This window comes from Smaragdicoccus niigatensis DSM 44881 = NBRC 103563 (assembly GCF_000380645.1).
GTDB classification, from domain to species: Bacteria; Actinomycetota; Actinomycetes; order Mycobacteriales; family Mycobacteriaceae; genus Smaragdicoccus; species Smaragdicoccus niigatensis.
Genome location: NZ_AQXZ01000018.1, coordinates 294,403 through 309,070 on the forward strand (window position 1 = coordinate 294,403; position 14,668 = coordinate 309,070).

Here is a 14,668-nt window from a genome sequence, read left to right on the forward strand (position 1 = left end):
TGGGGTGTGGCTCAACTCTATTCGCGGGTCACTTGGACAGCCGTCGTTTCATGAACCCGTCGATTGCGGCGGGTCGGAAACTGTTGATCGCGTGCGCGGCCAGCCCGATGCGGGGTGCGATTCGGATCGGCCGGGTTTGCGCGGCGGTCACCATCCAGTCCGCAGCTTCCTCGGCGCTGAGTCCCGTCCGCTTCTCGAACGCGCGGGTGGGCGCCGACATGGCGGTTTTGACCAGCGGGTAGAAAATCGTCGTCGAGTGCACGCCGAACCGGAACCACTCCGTTTCCGCAATCCGGCTGATCGACGACAGCGCGGCCTTCGATGCGTTGTAGACACCAAACAGCGGCGGCGACTCCATGAGGACACCCCAGGTGGCGACGTTGATGATGTGACCGTCGCCGCGCTCGCGCATTCCGGGCGCGAAGCCGCGCATCAACCGCAGGGGAGCGTAATAGTTCAAGGTGATCATGCGCTCGACGTCGTGCCAGCGATCGAGAGACTCGGCCAACGGCCGACGGATCGAATGAGCCGCATTGTTGATGAGAATGTCGACGCCGCCATGGTCGCTCTCGACGCGAGCGACGAGTTCATCGATGGCAGTCAGATCGCCGAGGTCGCAGGAGTAGGCGGTCGCCGAACCACCCGTAGCCGTGATCTGGCTGACCAGTGCATCGAGCAGGTCCTGCCTCCGCGCGACCACCACGACGTGTGCTCCGAGTTCAGCGAACTTCACGGCAGCGGCTGCACCAATCCCGGCCGAGGAGCCGGTGATGAGGACGCGCTTGCCTGTCAGATCCACGATGTCGCTGTCGGACCGGCGCAATAGTCGCGGTACGGCCGGGGGCCGTTGCAAGGTCAGCGCGGTGAACTCCGTGAGCCGCGTCCGCCAGTCATTGGTCATAGCATCATGCTTATCATCCCGACCGATGAGACATCGCTTACAGCGAGCATCCCGGTAGGGCGTTCCGCATGGTGGTTCGGCAGCGCGTTCGGCATGCTGGAAGACATGAATATCGAGGTCCGTACCCAAAGTTCCGATCTTGCGGCATTGGATCTCCTCGCCGCTGAACTCGAGCGGGTTGCGCAGAAGATCGTCATCGGCGCTCTTGCGCAGACCGTGATCATGGCTCGAAAGATCGCGAACACCGTTTCGGACGGCGCTTTCGGCATCATCCAGCAGATGACCGCCGATACCGACACGGTCGACTTCGAACTCATCGCCAAGATCGAAGCGAAGGTCGCCGAGACCGGCACGCCGCTTCAGGACTGGATCGGCGACGCCGCGATGGGCATGCTGCGCACCGCGACGGCACCGCTCGCCCTGAACAGCTCGTCCCGCCGCAAGTAACTAGCGGTCGTCCGCTTCCCGCGCCGCGTCGTACAACGGCAGGCCCATTTCCGCGCGCAGTTCATCGGCCGCCCGCTCCGCGAACATCGAGATCGTCAGGAATGGGTTGACGCCGACCGCGCGCGGAACAACGGAACCGTCGATGACGTACAGCCCGTCGTTGACCGTGCCATCCTTCCGGAAGACCCGCCCGGCATGGTCGACGACGCCGCCGTCCACATTGTCGGCAGTGGTGCAGCCACCAATCGGGTGAGCGGTGATCAAATGGTTGCCGAACATGGTGTTCGCCCACCAGGGATTCTTGATGTAGGTACCGCCGATCGCCTCGACCGCCGGCTTGAGAACCGCGTCGACATCCTTGTACATCCGCTCGGTCGGTGCGCCGGGCCAGTCGATTCCCGCAGTTCCGTCGTCCTTGAGGACGAGTTCGCCGTCGGAGTTGTCGTGGACCATGATGAGGAAGCCCAGCGAGTGGTTCATCGCGCCGTCCTCATTCCATTGAACGTCCTTGCGCCAGCGGTTCACCTTCGCGGGACGAAGGTCCGGATATTTGACCGTCGCAAGTCCCATCAACCCGACTCGGAAGACGTCGACTAGCGCGCGGGGGATCGAAAGGTCTTCGACCGTGAACCGCTTACGAAGATCCGCCTGGTCCGCCCCGAAGCGCATCACTGAGGTGATGCTCGGTCCGCACTTGAGTTGGGCGCGCTGGCCACCCTCGGTCGTCGACCACGCTTGAGTGTCCGTGCGCCGGTCGGTGTTGTACGCGATCCCGAAGCTGTCGCCGTTTCCACTGAAGTTCTTGCCCAATCGCGGTGACACATTGAGCCCGTTCTTCTGCGAGCGCATCAGGATGGCATTGGTGCCCATCGTTCCCGCGGCGAGGACGACGCGTTTCGATCTGAGCTCGAACGGGGTCGTCGTGGTGCCGCGGTTTCCCGACCTGCGGACGCCCGTGACCTTCCATCGCCCATCCGACAGTTCGGCAACCTGGTCAACCTCGATGCGCGTGTGCATTTCGACGCCGAAGTGGTGCGCCATCGGCAGGTAGTTGGTCATCAAGGTGTTCTTGGAGAACGAGTTGTCGCCGGTACCGTCGTTGCCGTGCATCGGGCAGGGCTTGCGCTGCACTCCGTAGCGAGTGACGCGCTCCTCCTTGTTGACGGTGATGTTCAGAGGCTGTGCCTTGACTCCCGCGTTTTTCGCGATCTCCGAGAACACCTCGACCCTGGCCAGATCCTCGCCCTCGGCAAACTTGTTGGCACCCATCATGGATGCGGCCCGGTCGAAGTAGGTCTGCAGCTCACCGATCCCGTTCGGATCCCGCTCGACCGCCTCGCGGAACGGCTTCGGCCACGACGCGAGGAACACTTCGCGGTCCGGAACGATGGCCACGTTGAAGTTCATCAAAGACGTGCCGCCGAGTCCGCTGGCTCGGATGACATCCACATCGGCGTTTCGGTCGACTTGGAAGATGCCCAGCGGATTTATCGTCGAGCGGACCTTGGCAATTGCGGATTCCTGGGACTCGGGAAATGCGCCCGTCGGGTGCTCGTCTCCTTGTTCCAGGATCGCGATGCGCAGGTTCGCCTGCGCGGCATCGTTGGCGATTCCGAGCCGGGCTGCGGTGATCGCGCCACCGTAGCCCGATCCGATGATGACGACGTCGTACTCGGACGCCAGTGCGTCGGGCGCGCTCGCGAGTCTCTCGGCGGTGGTCATTGTTACTGCTCCGTCCCGGTGGCGTCGAGTGCGAACCACAGCACGTTTGCCGGAGTGTTTTCGCCTCGCTTCCACATTGCCGGGCCGAGGAACATACCGGGCGATACTTCGCGGAGTTCGTCATGGATCTGGCGAACGAACCAGGGGTTACCGGGCTGCTCGTAGTCGAGAACGATAGTGTCTTGGCCGTCGACGACCGACGGCTGGATGCGGGTCCGGAACGGGAACCAGTTCATGGAGAGTCCGAGCTGGATCCGGTTGATGCCCTGGCCACTCTTCGTGTCGTCGGCCTGCAGCGACTTTCCGTCCCACGGGAAGAGCGGCAGCTTGGCTGCCATCTTGACCAGCGCCGACAGCGGCGTCTTGTCGACGCCACGCACCGACAGCATGCGGCCCTTCGGCTTGTTGTCGAGTACGGCGAGGTCGGCCGGCACCGAACCGGAGCGGTAGAGAGAGTCGAGTTCTTCGAAACTCATCGACGACAGGTCGTCGAGGGTGAATGGCTTGTTGGTGGGCATGACGCCTCCTGCTTTCGTGGGGTTCCGAGGTCTCGATATCGGAACGCTGTGTCAAATACTGACATCTCATTCCGTATTAGAACCAGGTATCATCCGAAAGTGTGACGGGGATCAATCGGCGGCAACTGAAGAAAGACGAACTCAAACGCGACATCATCGATGCTGCGTTCGAGGCCTTCGCGACGGCGGGCTACCACAACACCGGCATCGCGGATATCGCCGCGACGCTCGGCATCGGGCACGGCACGTTCTATCGCTACTTCGAGAACAAGCGGGACATCATCGACCATGTCGTCGCGGACGTGGCCCGCCGAATCGTTGTGGCGATGTCCGAGGAGAACGACCCGGTAGGCGCCCGGACACTGGGGGAGTACCGCCAGCAGGTGGCCCGAATCGGCGACTCGCTGGTGTCGATCCTCAGCGACGATCCGCGAATTCCGCGCGTTCTGTTGTTCGAGGCGATGACCGTCGACGACGCCCTGCGCGGTCGCGTCTCCGAGATGCTCGACGGCATGGCGTCGATGACCGCGGCGTATCTCCACCACGGCGTGGGCCTCGGCTATCTGCGCGCAGATCTCGACATCGAGTACACCGCGAAGGCCATCAACGGCGCGATGATCGCGGTCGTCTTACAGGACATGCAGACCCCCGACGCAGCCGTCCGAACGAGGTTCAGCGACGCGATTCAGCGACTGATGTACGACGGGATCGCAGCACGCGAGAGCGACTGAACCGCCCTCTCGAAGGTGTGCATTTACCACCCCCTAGGTGGGCTGCCAGCAGCGCGACATGCGCCGTAGCGTCGAAGTTGACCTTGAAAGCAGCACTGAAGGAACACCGAAAATGAACATCACCAAGTCCGCCGTACTTCTCGTCGCGGGCATGGCATCACTGACCGTCGCGTGCTCGAATGCCGGAACCAGCATGTCCGGAAACGCGACTTCGTCGTCAAAGACCACCGCCTCGAGCGCCACGACCGCGAGCCCTTCGGCTCCCGCGACGAACGTTGAGACCGTCGACAACACAATGAGCAGCCCGGTCGAGACCGGCACCATCGTGGTCCATGTGTCCGACCTCGAAGGGTCGCGCCTCGGCAACATCGAGGTGAAAGCATTCCTCGTACCTGCGTGCGACCCGAGCGACCATGAGCTGCCGGCGGTCGATGGGTACCTGAAATCACTGCAGGATCGCACCGACGGGAACGGCAATGTCGTGTTCACCTCAGTGCCGCTCGGCTGCTGGTCGGTGGCGGCAACGGTCCCGGCCGGGTTTTCTCGCGTCGAGTCGACCAGAGCCGCGGCCTACCTCGTCAACGGCGGCGACGCCGAAGAAGCCGACCTCCATTTGCAGCGCGGGCTCAGCGATCCTTGCAATGGCGACGCGCTCTCCAACGCCATGGGCGCAAGCACCATCACCATTGCCCACTGCGATGGTTCGTGGGCATTGGTCAGCGAAGCGTGCGGCCCCAATGACAGCTGCGAGAACGGGCCGGGCGACAACACCCGCATCCTGCGCGTCCAAGGCGACCGATGGGTTACCTACACGGCACTGCCGTCAACGACATGCCTGAGCACCGCGAAGCACGACGGCGTTCCCGGAGACCTGCAGAAGTACTTCAACGCGAACTGCTGAGGTCGCCCAGCAGCAAATCGACCTGACACCCTCGCTATCAATATTTGTTGATGGCGAGGGTGTCAGGTCGTTCGGCCGTTTCCGTCTTGGGCTCGCAGGCGCGAGCGGACACCCGGGCCCTGCCGTAGCGCTAGTGACACAGCCGACTATCGATAGCTATTTATTGACAAACGATAAACCTCGACCATACGTTTGCCGCATGAACAAAGGCTCAGCAACCTTCCTGCAGGTCGTCATCGCGCTCCTCGGCCTGGGCACCCTCGCCCTCATGCTGTGGGAGCCGCACCTCGAGGGTCGGAACGCCCACGCGACGACGTTCGAGATCTACTTCCACGATCCCTTCCTCATGTGCGCATACATCGCCTCGATCCCCGTCTTCTTCGCGGTCTACCAGGCGATCAAGGTGATCGGATATGCCGGCCGCAACGAAATGTTCACGCCGCAGGCGGTGAAGGCGCTGCGAACCATCAAGTTCTGCGGGATCGCCGTGATCGGGTTCGCCGCCTGTTTCGAGGTCTACATCTTCTTGAACACCACGTCGGACGACAAAGCGGGCGGAGTCTTCATCGGAGTCCTCATCGCCTTCATCTCGACCGTCATCGCAGCCGCCGCGAACATGTTCCAGCGCATCTTGCAGAACGGCGTGGACCTGAAGTCCGAAAACGATCTGACGGTGTGAGGCCGCCATGGCAATGATCATCAACATCGACGTCATGTTGGCCAAGCGGAAAATGAGCGTGACCGAGCTGGCCGAACGAGTCGGAATCACCATCGCCAACATTTCCGTTCTGAAGAACGGCAAGGCCAAAGCGATCCGGTTCTCGACCTTGGAAGCGATCTGCGAAGCGCTGGACTGTCAGCCCGGCGACATCCTGGAGTACAAGAAGGATTGAAACCGGGTCACCGGCCGGCGAGCACTCCGGCGTGCCGTTCCGGGATGCGCCCAGCCCGGGCCATCCACGCGATCTGGTCGGCGATCGTGTTGACGAACGGCCGGGCCCGGACACCGAGTGTCTCGTCGAAAAGGCCGGTGAAGTCGGTGTCCCGGACCGACAGTTCGACCGCCTCGAGGTCAGCCGGGTAATGCCAGTCGCCGGGAATCCGAGGCTGCACCGCAGCGATGGTCTTGACCACCGTTCGGGCGACGGGAGTCGGCAGTTTCAGGTGCCGAAGACGCCGTCCGGTCGCGGCGTTGACCGCGGCGAACAGCACGTCACCGTCGACATGCGTGCCCGGAACAACCAATCGCCGCGGACCCAGTCCCGGTTCCATCGCCGCAGCGATGACGGCGGCAACCTCGCGAACGTCGACCGCGTGCGCGGCCCCCTGGGGGAACGCCCCAAGTGCACCGCGCAGAATCCATTTGACCCGCTCGGTCTGCTCACCGTTGTACGGGTCGTCCGGCCCGTACACGGTTCCGGGATAAACGGTCACCACCGGTGCGCCCTGGTCCTGAAAGGCGCGAGCGACCTTCTCGGACTCGACCTTCGATCGCGAATAGGGCAGCGTGACATCGCCGAGCGGAAGCGACGAGTCGGTGCCACCGAAGCGCGTCAGCGCAACGGTGCTCGAGATGTGCAGGATCGGGTCGAGTTTGCGGGCGACCGCGGCGCCGAGAACCACCTGGGCGGCGGCAACGTTGGTATTCCCCATGACCTCTGCATCGGCAGCGTTGAGCGAATAGATCGCAGCCGAGTGCAGCACCGCGTCGCACCCGTCCAAGGCGCTGGCGACCGCCGCCTCGTCGAGAATGTCTCCGACCACGAGGTCGGTGGGGACGATTCCAAAGGGCGCAAAGGAGCGCGGCACCTGGTCAGGGCGCCGTACCAGCAGTCGCACCTCGTGTCCGGCCCGCATGAGCGCGGCGGTGGCGTGCGATCCGACAAAACCGGTCGCACCCGTGACCATGACCTTCATGAGGCCGATCCTCGCAGATCGGGGGCGGTGGGAAGGCGAAACCTAGCCCGCCTCTTGCCCTTCTGCGTCTCCCGTCGCCGTGTGGTGCCGGCTGAGCATCTGCGAGAACTCCGAGACGTTGTTGGCGTCCGGATCGGATTCACTTCTCGACAGGTAAGGCAAGACCTTTGTCTGCACACCGCGCTTCTGCCAGTTCCAGATCGGGGCGAGCCGATCGTCTTCGTGGAGAATCCGCACGAGTGTTCGCAGGCGTTCGACGTCGAAGTCGTTGCCGAGACTCCCCAGATGTTCGAAGGCACCAACCGGGGAGACGCCTCTCCGCGGATCGACCTGATCGGGCGGAAAAGCTTTCAGCAGATCGGTCGCCGTCCGGATACCGAACCGGCGCAACGCCGCACGATCGTCCGGGCTGTCGAGCCGCACATACAGCAGGGATTGGTCGAGCCAGTCCACGAGACGTTCCACCGGAGCTCTGGTGTGCAACATGACGTCGACCAGTTTCATGGACGCCATGTTCTGGATGTCCTCGATACCGAGTTCGATGAACCGGTTTTGGTACCACACGTTCAAACCGTCGAGCTGATAGAGCGGTAGCCGCTCGTCCGGGATCAGGTTCACACCCGCGAGAGTTCGCGCTGCCAGTCGGTACAGCGCCTTGAGGAAGATGACCGGAAAGATGCCGGCCACGAAAGCCGCCACGAGCTCCCACTGTCCCTCTGACCACGCGGTCGCCCGGAACGCCTCGTAGATCGCTGTGGTGGTCACCAGAGCCACAAAGATTCGCAGGACCGCGCTGACATAAGCGCTCGCCCGCAAGTCGCTCTGAAAGAACCGCCGGAGCAGGTCCTGGGCCGTGAAGATATACGCCCCGATGAACGCGAATTTCAGCATGTCGAACAATTCGGGCGCGGCAACCCGATCGATGAAATTGACCTTGTGGACCACCACGCTCCACCCCACGGCCATCACCGCGGTCGCCATGAATACGGGGAACAGGGTGTCGCCGTGGAGGGAGTAGTCGCCGTTCTTCGGCGTGCCCGCGAGCGATCGCGCGAAGGTTTCCGATACCGACTTTCCGTAGTACGCATCGAACTTCAGCTGATAGATGGTCCGCCCCTGACGTTCGGTCAGATAGCCGCCGGAGTCCAGCCATTCCAGGAAGAAGCAGGAACTGCGCGGTGGGCGCGGCAGGTACTCGGTCCGATCCCATCCCAGTCGATGCAGGTGGAGGACGTATTCGCTCCACAATGCGCCCGCGCGCTGGCCCAGGAATCGGATGAACAGCCAGCCGGGAAGAAACGACAGACACAGGACCGCGAAGACTTTCAGTGCACACGCGAGAAATCCATCCGCCATGACCACCGATACGACGATTGGCATTCCGGCGACCACCGCGGTGATGATCGCCGCCGCCCAGCGTTCCCATGCCGATCCAGACCGGACAGTGGCGATGAGTCCGTGGCGATTCGCCTGTTCCAGGAACTCGGGCGCGTGCGCTTCGATAAGCGAGGCGAGCGCTAACAATGCCGGTGGGTGCGCGGCCTCGACACACGAGCCCAACGCATTGGCGAAAAGGTCGAATCGCAGCAGTTCCTCTTCGGTCTCCACTTCATCGTTGTTCAGCGAGAACAATTGCTCGAAGAGACGAGGATGCTGCTTGAAGATGCTGGCGAGTTCCTGCCACGCGCTCTCCTCGAATCGGAGCATTCGCGCCCCGAACACGAAGCCAGGCGGGAGCAGTCGCTTGTCGTCGATGTCAGCGAACGCACGGTGCCCGTCGACCTTCTGCGGCAGCACGCGCGCGAGGTAGTGGGCGAGGAGCTGCACTTGATCCGCACTGCTCCCCGCCGAACCCGGGTGTTGGGAAATGGCCATGTCGATCCCTCAACGATCCAGCGCACAACGGGTACTTCCGACTTCAGATTCGGCGTTTTCGGGGGCTGGGAAATCAGTACCGACTACTCATATTCGGCGCGAGACCTACGCACATTGAGCGCTTGAGGCGCCGACGTAGAATGTGGATTGCATTCTCATTCATCGGACGTGCGAGGGGCGATGGACGACCTTCTCGATCCACTGCAAAACCCGGTGACCTATGCGATCCCTTTCTTTCTCCTCGCGCTTGGAATCGAAATCGCCGCGCTCGCCTGGGGCGACCACAAAGACAAGACCGGCTACGAGTTCAAAGACGCTCGCGCCTCGCTGAGCATGGGCGTCGGGTCGATCCTGTTCCTGACTCTGTTCAAGATCGCGTCGTTCTTCCTGTTCTCGGCGGTCTATGTCTGGATCGCACCGTGGCACCTCGACACCGGAACGTGGTGGTACTGGGTCGGTGTGCTGGTCGGACTCGATTTCTTCTACTACTGGAACCACCGATTCGTCCATCGCGTGAACATCGGATGGGCGGCACATCAGTCGCACCACTCGAGCGAGTACATGAACCTCGGCACGGCGTTGCGGCAGAAATGGAATCCGTGGTCGGAGGCCATCTTCTGGCTGCCGCTGCCGCTTTTGGGCTTCGCGCCGTGGACGCTGTACGTCTCGTTCGGATTCAACCTGATCTACCAGTTCTGGATTCACACCGAGCTGATCGGCAAGCTTCCGCGCCCGATCGAATTCATCTTCAATACGCCGTCACACCATCGCGTTCACCACGGTTCCGACCCGGAGTATCTGGACAAGAATTACGCCGGCATTCTGATCATCTGGGACCGAATGTTCGGCAGCTTCCAGCCCGAACGCCAACGACCAACCTATGGATTGACGAAACCGGTCAATACGTACAACGTGCTGACGCTCGAATACGGCGCGTACCGGCAGATCTACCGCGATGTCCGGTCAGCGACCAACTGGCGCGATCGACTGCATTGCATCTTCGGGCCGCCGGGGCGGCAGGCAATGGGGGACCCTAACCAACCGCAGAAGACCTCCCCGTAATCGTCAACAGGATGTCCTTCGCCGACATCTCGACATCAACTCCCGAACCGAACGAGACCTCGGCATCCGTCGCGACCAGGCGCCGTCCGCCGAGGTCCACGCCGAAGAAGTCCTGACTACGCTGCGTCGAGTTCTGGAGTACCAACGCAATTCGCTCGGCCGGTGCCTCGGGGAGTCCCAGCGGCTCAGTGAAGTCGAGGCCATGGATCACGTCATGGCTCAGCGCTCCGACTCGTCCTCCACCCGGCGGAGACCACGGATGATCGATATTGCGGCGAAGCAACTCGACGAGCTCAGCGGTCGTCGTTGACTCGGCAAAGCGACGAGCGTCTCGATCGGCATAGCGGTTGAAGTCGAACCGGGCACGCGCCATCCCCGTCGCAAAGTGCAGGGGTTTGGTGCGGAACGGCATGGTCATGTGTGCGACCACCTCGCTCACCGTCCATCCGTCACACAATGACGGCGTGTTCCATTGCTCGGGCGTCAGGGTCTCGAGCAAGGCAACGAGACGTGCTCGCTCGGAACGGATTTCGCTGATGATTCGGTCTTCTTCGGACATGTTCGTGGTCTCCTCGTGGTGCGGTTGTCATTCGTTGTACGAACCGCACGACAGAAACTCATCGGTCAGAGCGAAATTGGCAGCCCGAATTCGGCGAAGCGGTCGCCAGTCCCGAGGAACGTCACAATCTCGGCGATCTGTCCCTCGCGGCACTCGATGGCGATCAGGGCGAATGGTCGGAGCACCCCGTTGTCGGGGCGGTACTGCCCGAAGCCGGGGCAGCCGTTGACGTTGGTCGGGAGCAATCGGTCTCCGGCACAGGCGTCGCTGGACGTCACCAACTGAGCGATCGCCACGCCGCCGCGCAGCCACCAGGCGAACGGTGGCATCGAGGTCACCGCGTCATCCCGGAGAACCTCGACCATCGCTGCTAGATCGTGGTTCACGAAGGCTGCGACGTATCGGTCAAGCAACTCCTGCTGGGACGAGTCGAAGTCATCCAGCGGTTGCAAACGATTGCTGTCGAGCGTGGCACGCGCACGCTGCAGTGCGCTGTTGACGGACGCGACCGTCGAATCGGTCATGTCGGCGCATTCCTGCGCCGAATAGGCCAAGACGTCTCGGAGGACGAGCACAACCCGCTGCCGAGGTGGAAGTCGCTGCAGCAGAGCCACGAACGCAATCCGCACGGACTCCCGCTCGACGAGAGTGTCGGCCGGATCGGCAGTACCGAAGAGCCGCGTGCCCGGCATCGGGTCAACCCAACGACTCTCCGGGAGAGGAACCCCGATATCAGCGCTGCTCGCCGCCGGTCCGAGATCCATCGGCAGCGCCCGGCGGTCCGCGCCACGCAACATGTCGATGCAGATATTGGTCGCGATCCGATGCACCCAGGTCGTCAGCTTGGCGCGCGCCGCGTCATGCTCGTGCAGTCGAGCGTTGGCGCGGATGATCGTCTCCTGCACCGCATCGTCGGTGTCAGCGGCAGAACCAAGAATTCGATAGCAGTACCGGGTGAGCGGAAGCCGCAGGGCTTCCAACTCGTCGATACCAACCGTCGTCACACCGCAAGCCTGCCAGAAGGGTGTGCGTACGTCAGGGCAGGACGTCCCCGGTAACTGGCCGCGGAACATCCAGCAGTCGCGCCTTGGAATGACCACGTGAGTCCCGATACTCGGGTGTGCTCATGCCGTCGAGCAGGAATCGGCGCGCTTGTTCGATGCAGTCCTGGGCAGTCTGGATCGACAGTGCAAGCGCATCGGGACGTTGAGTCGCGGCAATGACGCCATTCCAGGAAGCCAACAGGAAATTGGCCATGAGCTTCGAATCCATCGGCTGCGCTTGGCCGGCATCGATCGCTGCCTGGATACCGGACGCGACCGCGTCGATCAGCTCCTGCGCACGACCTTCGATGCGCGCGCGGACTTCGTCGCTCTGCCCGGCGAGAGATAGCGGATCGGTGACGAAGTATCGAGCGAGAACCGGATTGTCGAGCAGCAACTGCAGGTAAGCCGCCCCGGTGGCCGCGACCTGTTCCAGCGGAGACTCGGCGACGGCAAACGCCTCCGCCAGGTAGGCGGCTGCCGTGTCCAACGCACGCTCGGCGAGCGCCAGGAACACGCCATCTTTGCTCCCGAACTGCGTATAGATCGTGCCGACCGATACGCCCGCACGCTCGGCGAGTTCCTCGACTTTCAACGTCGCGACCCGGCCTTCGATGAACACCTGCTCAGCGGCATCAAGAAGAGCAGCGCGCGAACGGGTTCGGCGCCGCGTCGCCGGGCGCGGCGGGCTGTGATTGCTGTCTCCAACCTCATTCATTATTTAGAATGCTATTGCAATTAAGGTGGCTGGCTGTCACATTGAGGTCAACCGGCTTCATTCGGCGTCGACGATGCGCCGCGGTTCCCAGGAGCCGGCTGGAGGAACCATGACCTGCGCGAACAGCCCCATCGACAGTGGCACGTTGGCCTACGTGACGATCGGCACCAAATCTGGGCCAGTCATCACGCCGGTGCTCTACGGCGCCTCCGGCACAAGCCTCTGGTACCTCAGCAACCGGAAGTCACTGAAGGCGAAGATCCTGTCGCGCCGGCCCGCGACCACGTGGGTCGTTCCCGGGTCCACCGGCACCGCCATCTACACCGGACAAGCTCGCATGCTGAGCCCGCTAGATCCGTTGGGTGCACTCGCCGCACTTCCGACCGTGCCCGCAATCGGTGCGGGCCTCGCCTCCTGGACCGTGCGAAACCCCAAGCACGCGCTCGGATTCATCCGCGACACCCTGACTGCGGTCACGCGGACCCTGCCGTATGACCAGGTCCTCACCGAACTTCGGCCCGACGACGTGACGGCGACCGACTTTGTCTATGACCGCGGCACCGGCGTTCCCGTCGTCGAAACCCGCCTCGACCTCGGCGACCTGCCGCCGGGAATGGCAGCACTGATCAACAACGCATCGGGCATTCTGGGCGTCGCGTCGCCCGACAAGCTTCTGGCGATGCCGGTGGCCTGGGAGCCGTCGACCATGACCGCGACGGCCCCTCCCGGGCTCCTCGACAACCTTGACGGTGAATCTGTCTCGGCCTGCGTGACGCTCGACGAGCCGGTACACGAGCGGCCGACCCAGCAACGCGGCATTGTCCTGCGTGGGCGGGCGACCGTCAGTGGTGGCACTGTTCGACTTGACGTCGACCGGATCACCTACTGGGACGGGTTCGAAACCCGGACGCTGAAAGTGACATTGGTGCCCGAGGAGCTCAGCCACAACGACTGAATCCGGTCGAATGTCTCGCCCGGAGCGCCTTGTACGAAACTCCTCAGTTGTACAACCCCCCGGCAGAGACTCTCGACCCGGCCGAGCGGTGAAGTAATTGGCGAAAAAAGTTTCGGACCACTTGTCGTATTTGGTGAGTCTCGTTCGTCGAAGTGGTGAGAGGCAGCAAACGGCTGCCCCACCACCCAGGAGGACCTCATGACCACCACCGCTTTCACCGCATCCACGACGTCGACCAGCACCGACCGTGCCTTCTGGCGCCCGGCTGCAGTGGCGACCGTGGGAGCCGCAGCCGCGACTACGGCCGTTGCCGCCATCGCCCATGCCGCAGGCATTTCGCTCGCGATCGACGGCCAGGAGATTCCGGTCCCCGGCTTCGCCACCGCGACTCTGATGCTGACCGTTCTCGGCCTCGTCATCGCTGCCGGCCTCCGTCAGTGGGCGGCCAATCCGCGCCGCGCATGGGTGCGCACGACCGTCGCATTGACCGCGTTGTCGCTCGTTCCGGATGCGATCGTGAACGCCGCCGTCGAAACCAAGCTCACTCTGATGCTCACGCACATCGTTGCGGCCGCGATCGTCATCCCGGTCATCGCTGCGCGGATCGCACATTCCCGGTAGACCGGTCGCATGACGACCTTCGCGTTGATTCATGGTTCCGGCGATGGCGGTTGGGCGTGGCACCTGGTGCAGCGCGAACTGCGAGACCGAGGCCATGAGGCGGTAGCACCGGACCTTCACACCGACCACGACGACGCGACCTGGGACGACTGCGTCGAGGCCGTCGCCACCGAGGTGGGAACCGCCGATGACGTTGTCGTGGTCGGGCACTCCGCCGGCGGGTTCTTCGTCCCACTGGTGGCGGCCCGCCTGAATGCGCGGCTTCAGGTTTTCGTGGCGGGTCTGGTGCCGCAGCCAGGAGAGACCGCAGATGAATGGTTCGACCATGTCGGTTGGACGTCGATGGGCAGTGCGGACCCCTTCTACCACGACGTACCGGCGGATTTGGCGGCCGAATCGATGGCCAGGGAGCGCCCGACCAGCGCGAAGCTCGCAGCTTCGCCCTGGCCATCCAGCTCCCCGCCGGCGATCCCAGCGCGGTTCATTGTGACGACACAAGACGGATTCATCGCACCCGATCTGCAACGGCACGTCGCGGCCTCGAGGCTCGGAATCGTCAACCCGGAAGAGGTCGATGCCGGGCACTGCGCGAACCTGAGCCAGCCGGTTGAGCTGGCGAGGATTCTGGCCGGCTACGTGGCATGAGAACTGGGAGCCACCTCACCTGAAGCCGGTGACGTGCATCGCTGACACTCGCG

General features: G+C 63.1%; 17 protein-coding genes. 9 read left to right on the plus strand and 8 right to left on the minus strand.

Going from position 1 to position 14,668, the window contains the following annotated elements; genetic code table 11:
• Positions 1-28: 28 nt before the first annotated feature.
• Positions 29-901: an SDR family oxidoreductase gene (locus tag F600_RS0117580; protein ID WP_018161953.1), complete on the minus strand. Its 873-nt coding sequence runs from the start codon at positions 899-901 to the stop codon at positions 29-31.
• A gap of 105 nt (positions 902-1,006) precedes the next feature.
• Here F600_RS0117580 and F600_RS0117585 point away from each other — a divergent pair, with 105 nt between their 5' ends.
• A complete protein-coding gene (locus tag F600_RS0117585) occupies positions 1,007-1,348 on the plus strand; it encodes a hypothetical protein (RefSeq protein WP_156024660.1) in 342 nt (113 codons plus the stop codon).
• Here F600_RS0117585 and F600_RS0117590 read toward each other — a convergent pair whose 3' ends face one another.
• Positions 1,349-3,070 (minus strand): GMC family oxidoreductase N-terminal domain-containing protein, encoded by a 1,722-nt coding sequence (locus F600_RS0117590; RefSeq protein WP_018161955.1) that lies wholly within the window; start codon positions 3,068-3,070, stop codon positions 1,349-1,351. It abuts the gene before it with no gap.
• A 2-nt stretch (positions 3,071-3,072) separates the two neighbouring features.
• Entirely contained in the window at positions 3,073-3,588 is a 516-nt protein-coding gene (locus tag F600_RS30620) for a hypothetical protein (protein WP_018161956.1), read from the minus strand.
• Positions 3,589-3,689: 101 nt separating this feature from the next.
• Between F600_RS30620 and F600_RS0117600 the strand changes: the two genes are divergently transcribed.
• The 4 genes from F600_RS0117600 to F600_RS0117615 all read left to right on the plus strand — a co-directional run bounded on the left by F600_RS0117600 (position 3,690) and on the right by F600_RS0117615 (position 6,113).
• Positions 3,690-4,319, plus strand: coding sequence for a TetR/AcrR family transcriptional regulator (locus F600_RS0117600; protein WP_018161957.1), 630 nt, complete (start codon positions 3,690-3,692; stop codon positions 4,317-4,319).
• 112 nt (positions 4,320-4,431) lie between these two features.
• A complete protein-coding gene (locus F600_RS0117605) occupies positions 4,432-5,220 on the plus strand; it encodes a hypothetical protein (protein ID WP_018161958.1) in 789 nt (262 codons plus the stop codon).
• 199 nt (positions 5,221-5,419) lie between these two features.
• Positions 5,420-5,899, plus strand: a complete 480-nt coding sequence (locus F600_RS0117610) for a DUF2975 domain-containing protein (protein WP_018161959.1) — start codon at positions 5,420-5,422, stop codon at positions 5,897-5,899.
• Positions 5,900-5,906: 7 nt separating this feature from the next.
• Positions 5,907-6,113 (plus strand): helix-turn-helix domain-containing protein, encoded by a 207-nt coding sequence (locus F600_RS0117615; protein ID WP_018161960.1) that lies wholly within the window; start codon positions 5,907-5,909, stop codon positions 6,111-6,113.
• Between the two features lie 7 nt (positions 6,114-6,120).
• Here the strand turns inward: F600_RS0117615 and F600_RS0117620 are convergent, their stop codons facing one another.
• Both F600_RS0117620 and F600_RS0117625 read right to left on the minus strand, forming a co-directional pair.
• Positions 6,121-7,137 carry an NAD-dependent epimerase/dehydratase family protein gene (locus F600_RS0117620; RefSeq protein ID WP_018161961.1) on the minus strand — a complete coding sequence of 339 codons (1,017 nt, stop codon included), beginning with the start codon at positions 7,135-7,137 and terminating at the stop codon, positions 6,121-6,123.
• Between the two features lie 42 nt (positions 7,138-7,179).
• A complete protein-coding gene (locus F600_RS0117625; protein ID WP_018161962.1) occupies positions 7,180-9,012 on the minus strand; it encodes a hypothetical protein in 1,833 nt (610 codons plus the stop codon).
• 180 nt (positions 9,013-9,192) lie between these two features.
• On the opposite strand from F600_RS0117625, the gene F600_RS28800 reads away from it, so the two are divergent.
• Positions 9,193-10,074, plus strand: coding sequence for a sterol desaturase family protein (locus tag F600_RS28800; protein WP_018161963.1), 882 nt, complete (start codon positions 9,193-9,195; stop codon positions 10,072-10,074).
• On the opposite strand, the gene F600_RS0117635 is transcribed toward F600_RS28800, so the two are convergent.
• From F600_RS0117635 to F600_RS28805, 3 genes are all read right to left on the minus strand, one after another.
• Positions 10,046-10,633, minus strand: a complete 588-nt coding sequence (locus F600_RS0117635; protein WP_018161964.1) for a maleylpyruvate isomerase family mycothiol-dependent enzyme — start codon at positions 10,631-10,633, stop codon at positions 10,046-10,048. The genes F600_RS28800 and F600_RS0117635 overlap by 29 nt on opposite strands.
• Before the next feature lie 65 nt (positions 10,634-10,698).
• Positions 10,699-11,637 carry an RNA polymerase subunit sigma-70 gene (locus F600_RS0117640; RefSeq protein WP_018161965.1) on the minus strand — a complete coding sequence of 313 codons (939 nt, stop codon included), beginning with the start codon at positions 11,635-11,637 and terminating at the stop codon, positions 10,699-10,701.
• Between the two features lie 31 nt (positions 11,638-11,668).
• Positions 11,669-12,394 carry a TetR/AcrR family transcriptional regulator gene (locus tag F600_RS28805; protein ID WP_018161966.1) on the minus strand — a complete coding sequence of 242 codons (726 nt, stop codon included), beginning with the start codon at positions 12,392-12,394 and terminating at the stop codon, positions 11,669-11,671.
• Between the two features lie 109 nt (positions 12,395-12,503).
• Between F600_RS28805 and F600_RS0117650 the strand changes: the two genes are divergently transcribed.
• The 3 genes from F600_RS0117650 to F600_RS0117660 all read left to right on the plus strand — a co-directional run bounded on the left by F600_RS0117650 (position 12,504) and on the right by F600_RS0117660 (position 14,615).
• Positions 12,504-13,349 (plus strand): hypothetical protein, encoded by an 846-nt coding sequence (locus F600_RS0117650; protein ID WP_156024662.1) that lies wholly within the window; start codon positions 12,504-12,506, stop codon positions 13,347-13,349.
• A gap of 198 nt (positions 13,350-13,547) precedes the next feature.
• Positions 13,548-13,970, plus strand: a complete 423-nt coding sequence (locus tag F600_RS0117655) for a DUF6069 family protein (RefSeq protein ID WP_018161968.1) — start codon at positions 13,548-13,550, stop codon at positions 13,968-13,970.
• Positions 13,971-13,979: 9 nt separating this feature from the next.
• Complete coding sequence (locus F600_RS0117660; RefSeq protein WP_018161969.1) at positions 13,980-14,615, plus strand: alpha/beta hydrolase; 636 nt, start codon at positions 13,980-13,982, stop codon at positions 14,613-14,615.
• Positions 14,616-14,668 lie beyond the last annotated feature (53 nt).

Bases quoted from the DNA above. Each gene is read 5' to 3' on its own strand.
- F600_RS0117580 (WP_018161953.1), bottom strand. From the start codon at position 901: ATGACCAATGACTGGCGGACGCGGCTCACGGAGTTCACCGCGCTGACC.
- F600_RS0117585 (WP_156024660.1), top strand. From the start codon at position 1,007: ATGAATATCGAGGTCCGTACCCAAAGTTCCGATCTTGCGGCATTGGAT.
- F600_RS0117590 (WP_018161955.1), bottom strand. From the start codon at position 3,070: ATGACCACCGCCGAGAGACTCGCGAGCGCGCCCGACGCACTGGCGTCC.
- F600_RS30620 (WP_018161956.1), bottom strand. From the start codon at position 3,588: ATGCCCACCAACAAGCCATTCACCCTCGACGACCTGTCGTCGATGAGT.
- F600_RS0117605 (WP_018161958.1), top strand. From the start codon at position 4,432: ATGAACATCACCAAGTCCGCCGTACTTCTCGTCGCGGGCATGGCATCA.
- F600_RS0117610 (WP_018161959.1), top strand. From the start codon at position 5,420: ATGAACAAAGGCTCAGCAACCTTCCTGCAGGTCGTCATCGCGCTCCTC.
- F600_RS0117615 (WP_018161960.1), top strand. From the start codon at position 5,907: ATGGCAATGATCATCAACATCGACGTCATGTTGGCCAAGCGGAAAATG.
- F600_RS0117620 (WP_018161961.1), bottom strand. From the start codon at position 7,137: ATGAAGGTCATGGTCACGGGTGCGACCGGTTTTGTCGGATCGCACGCC.
- F600_RS0117625 (WP_018161962.1), bottom strand. From the start codon at position 9,012: ATGGCCATTTCCCAACACCCGGGTTCGGCGGGGAGCAGTGCGGATCAA.
- F600_RS28800 (WP_018161963.1), top strand. From the start codon at position 9,193: ATGGACGACCTTCTCGATCCACTGCAAAACCCGGTGACCTATGCGATC.
- F600_RS0117635 (WP_018161964.1), bottom strand. From the start codon at position 10,633: ATGTCCGAAGAAGACCGAATCATCAGCGAAATCCGTTCCGAGCGAGCA.
- F600_RS28805 (WP_018161966.1), bottom strand. From the start codon at position 12,394: ATGAATGAGGTTGGAGACAGCAATCACAGCCCGCCGCGCCCGGCGACG.
- F600_RS0117650 (WP_156024662.1), top strand. From the start codon at position 12,504: ATGACCTGCGCGAACAGCCCCATCGACAGTGGCACGTTGGCCTACGTG.
- F600_RS0117655 (WP_018161968.1), top strand. From the start codon at position 13,548: ATGACCACCACCGCTTTCACCGCATCCACGACGTCGACCAGCACCGAC.
- F600_RS0117660 (WP_018161969.1), top strand. From the start codon at position 13,980: ATGACGACCTTCGCGTTGATTCATGGTTCCGGCGATGGCGGTTGGGCG.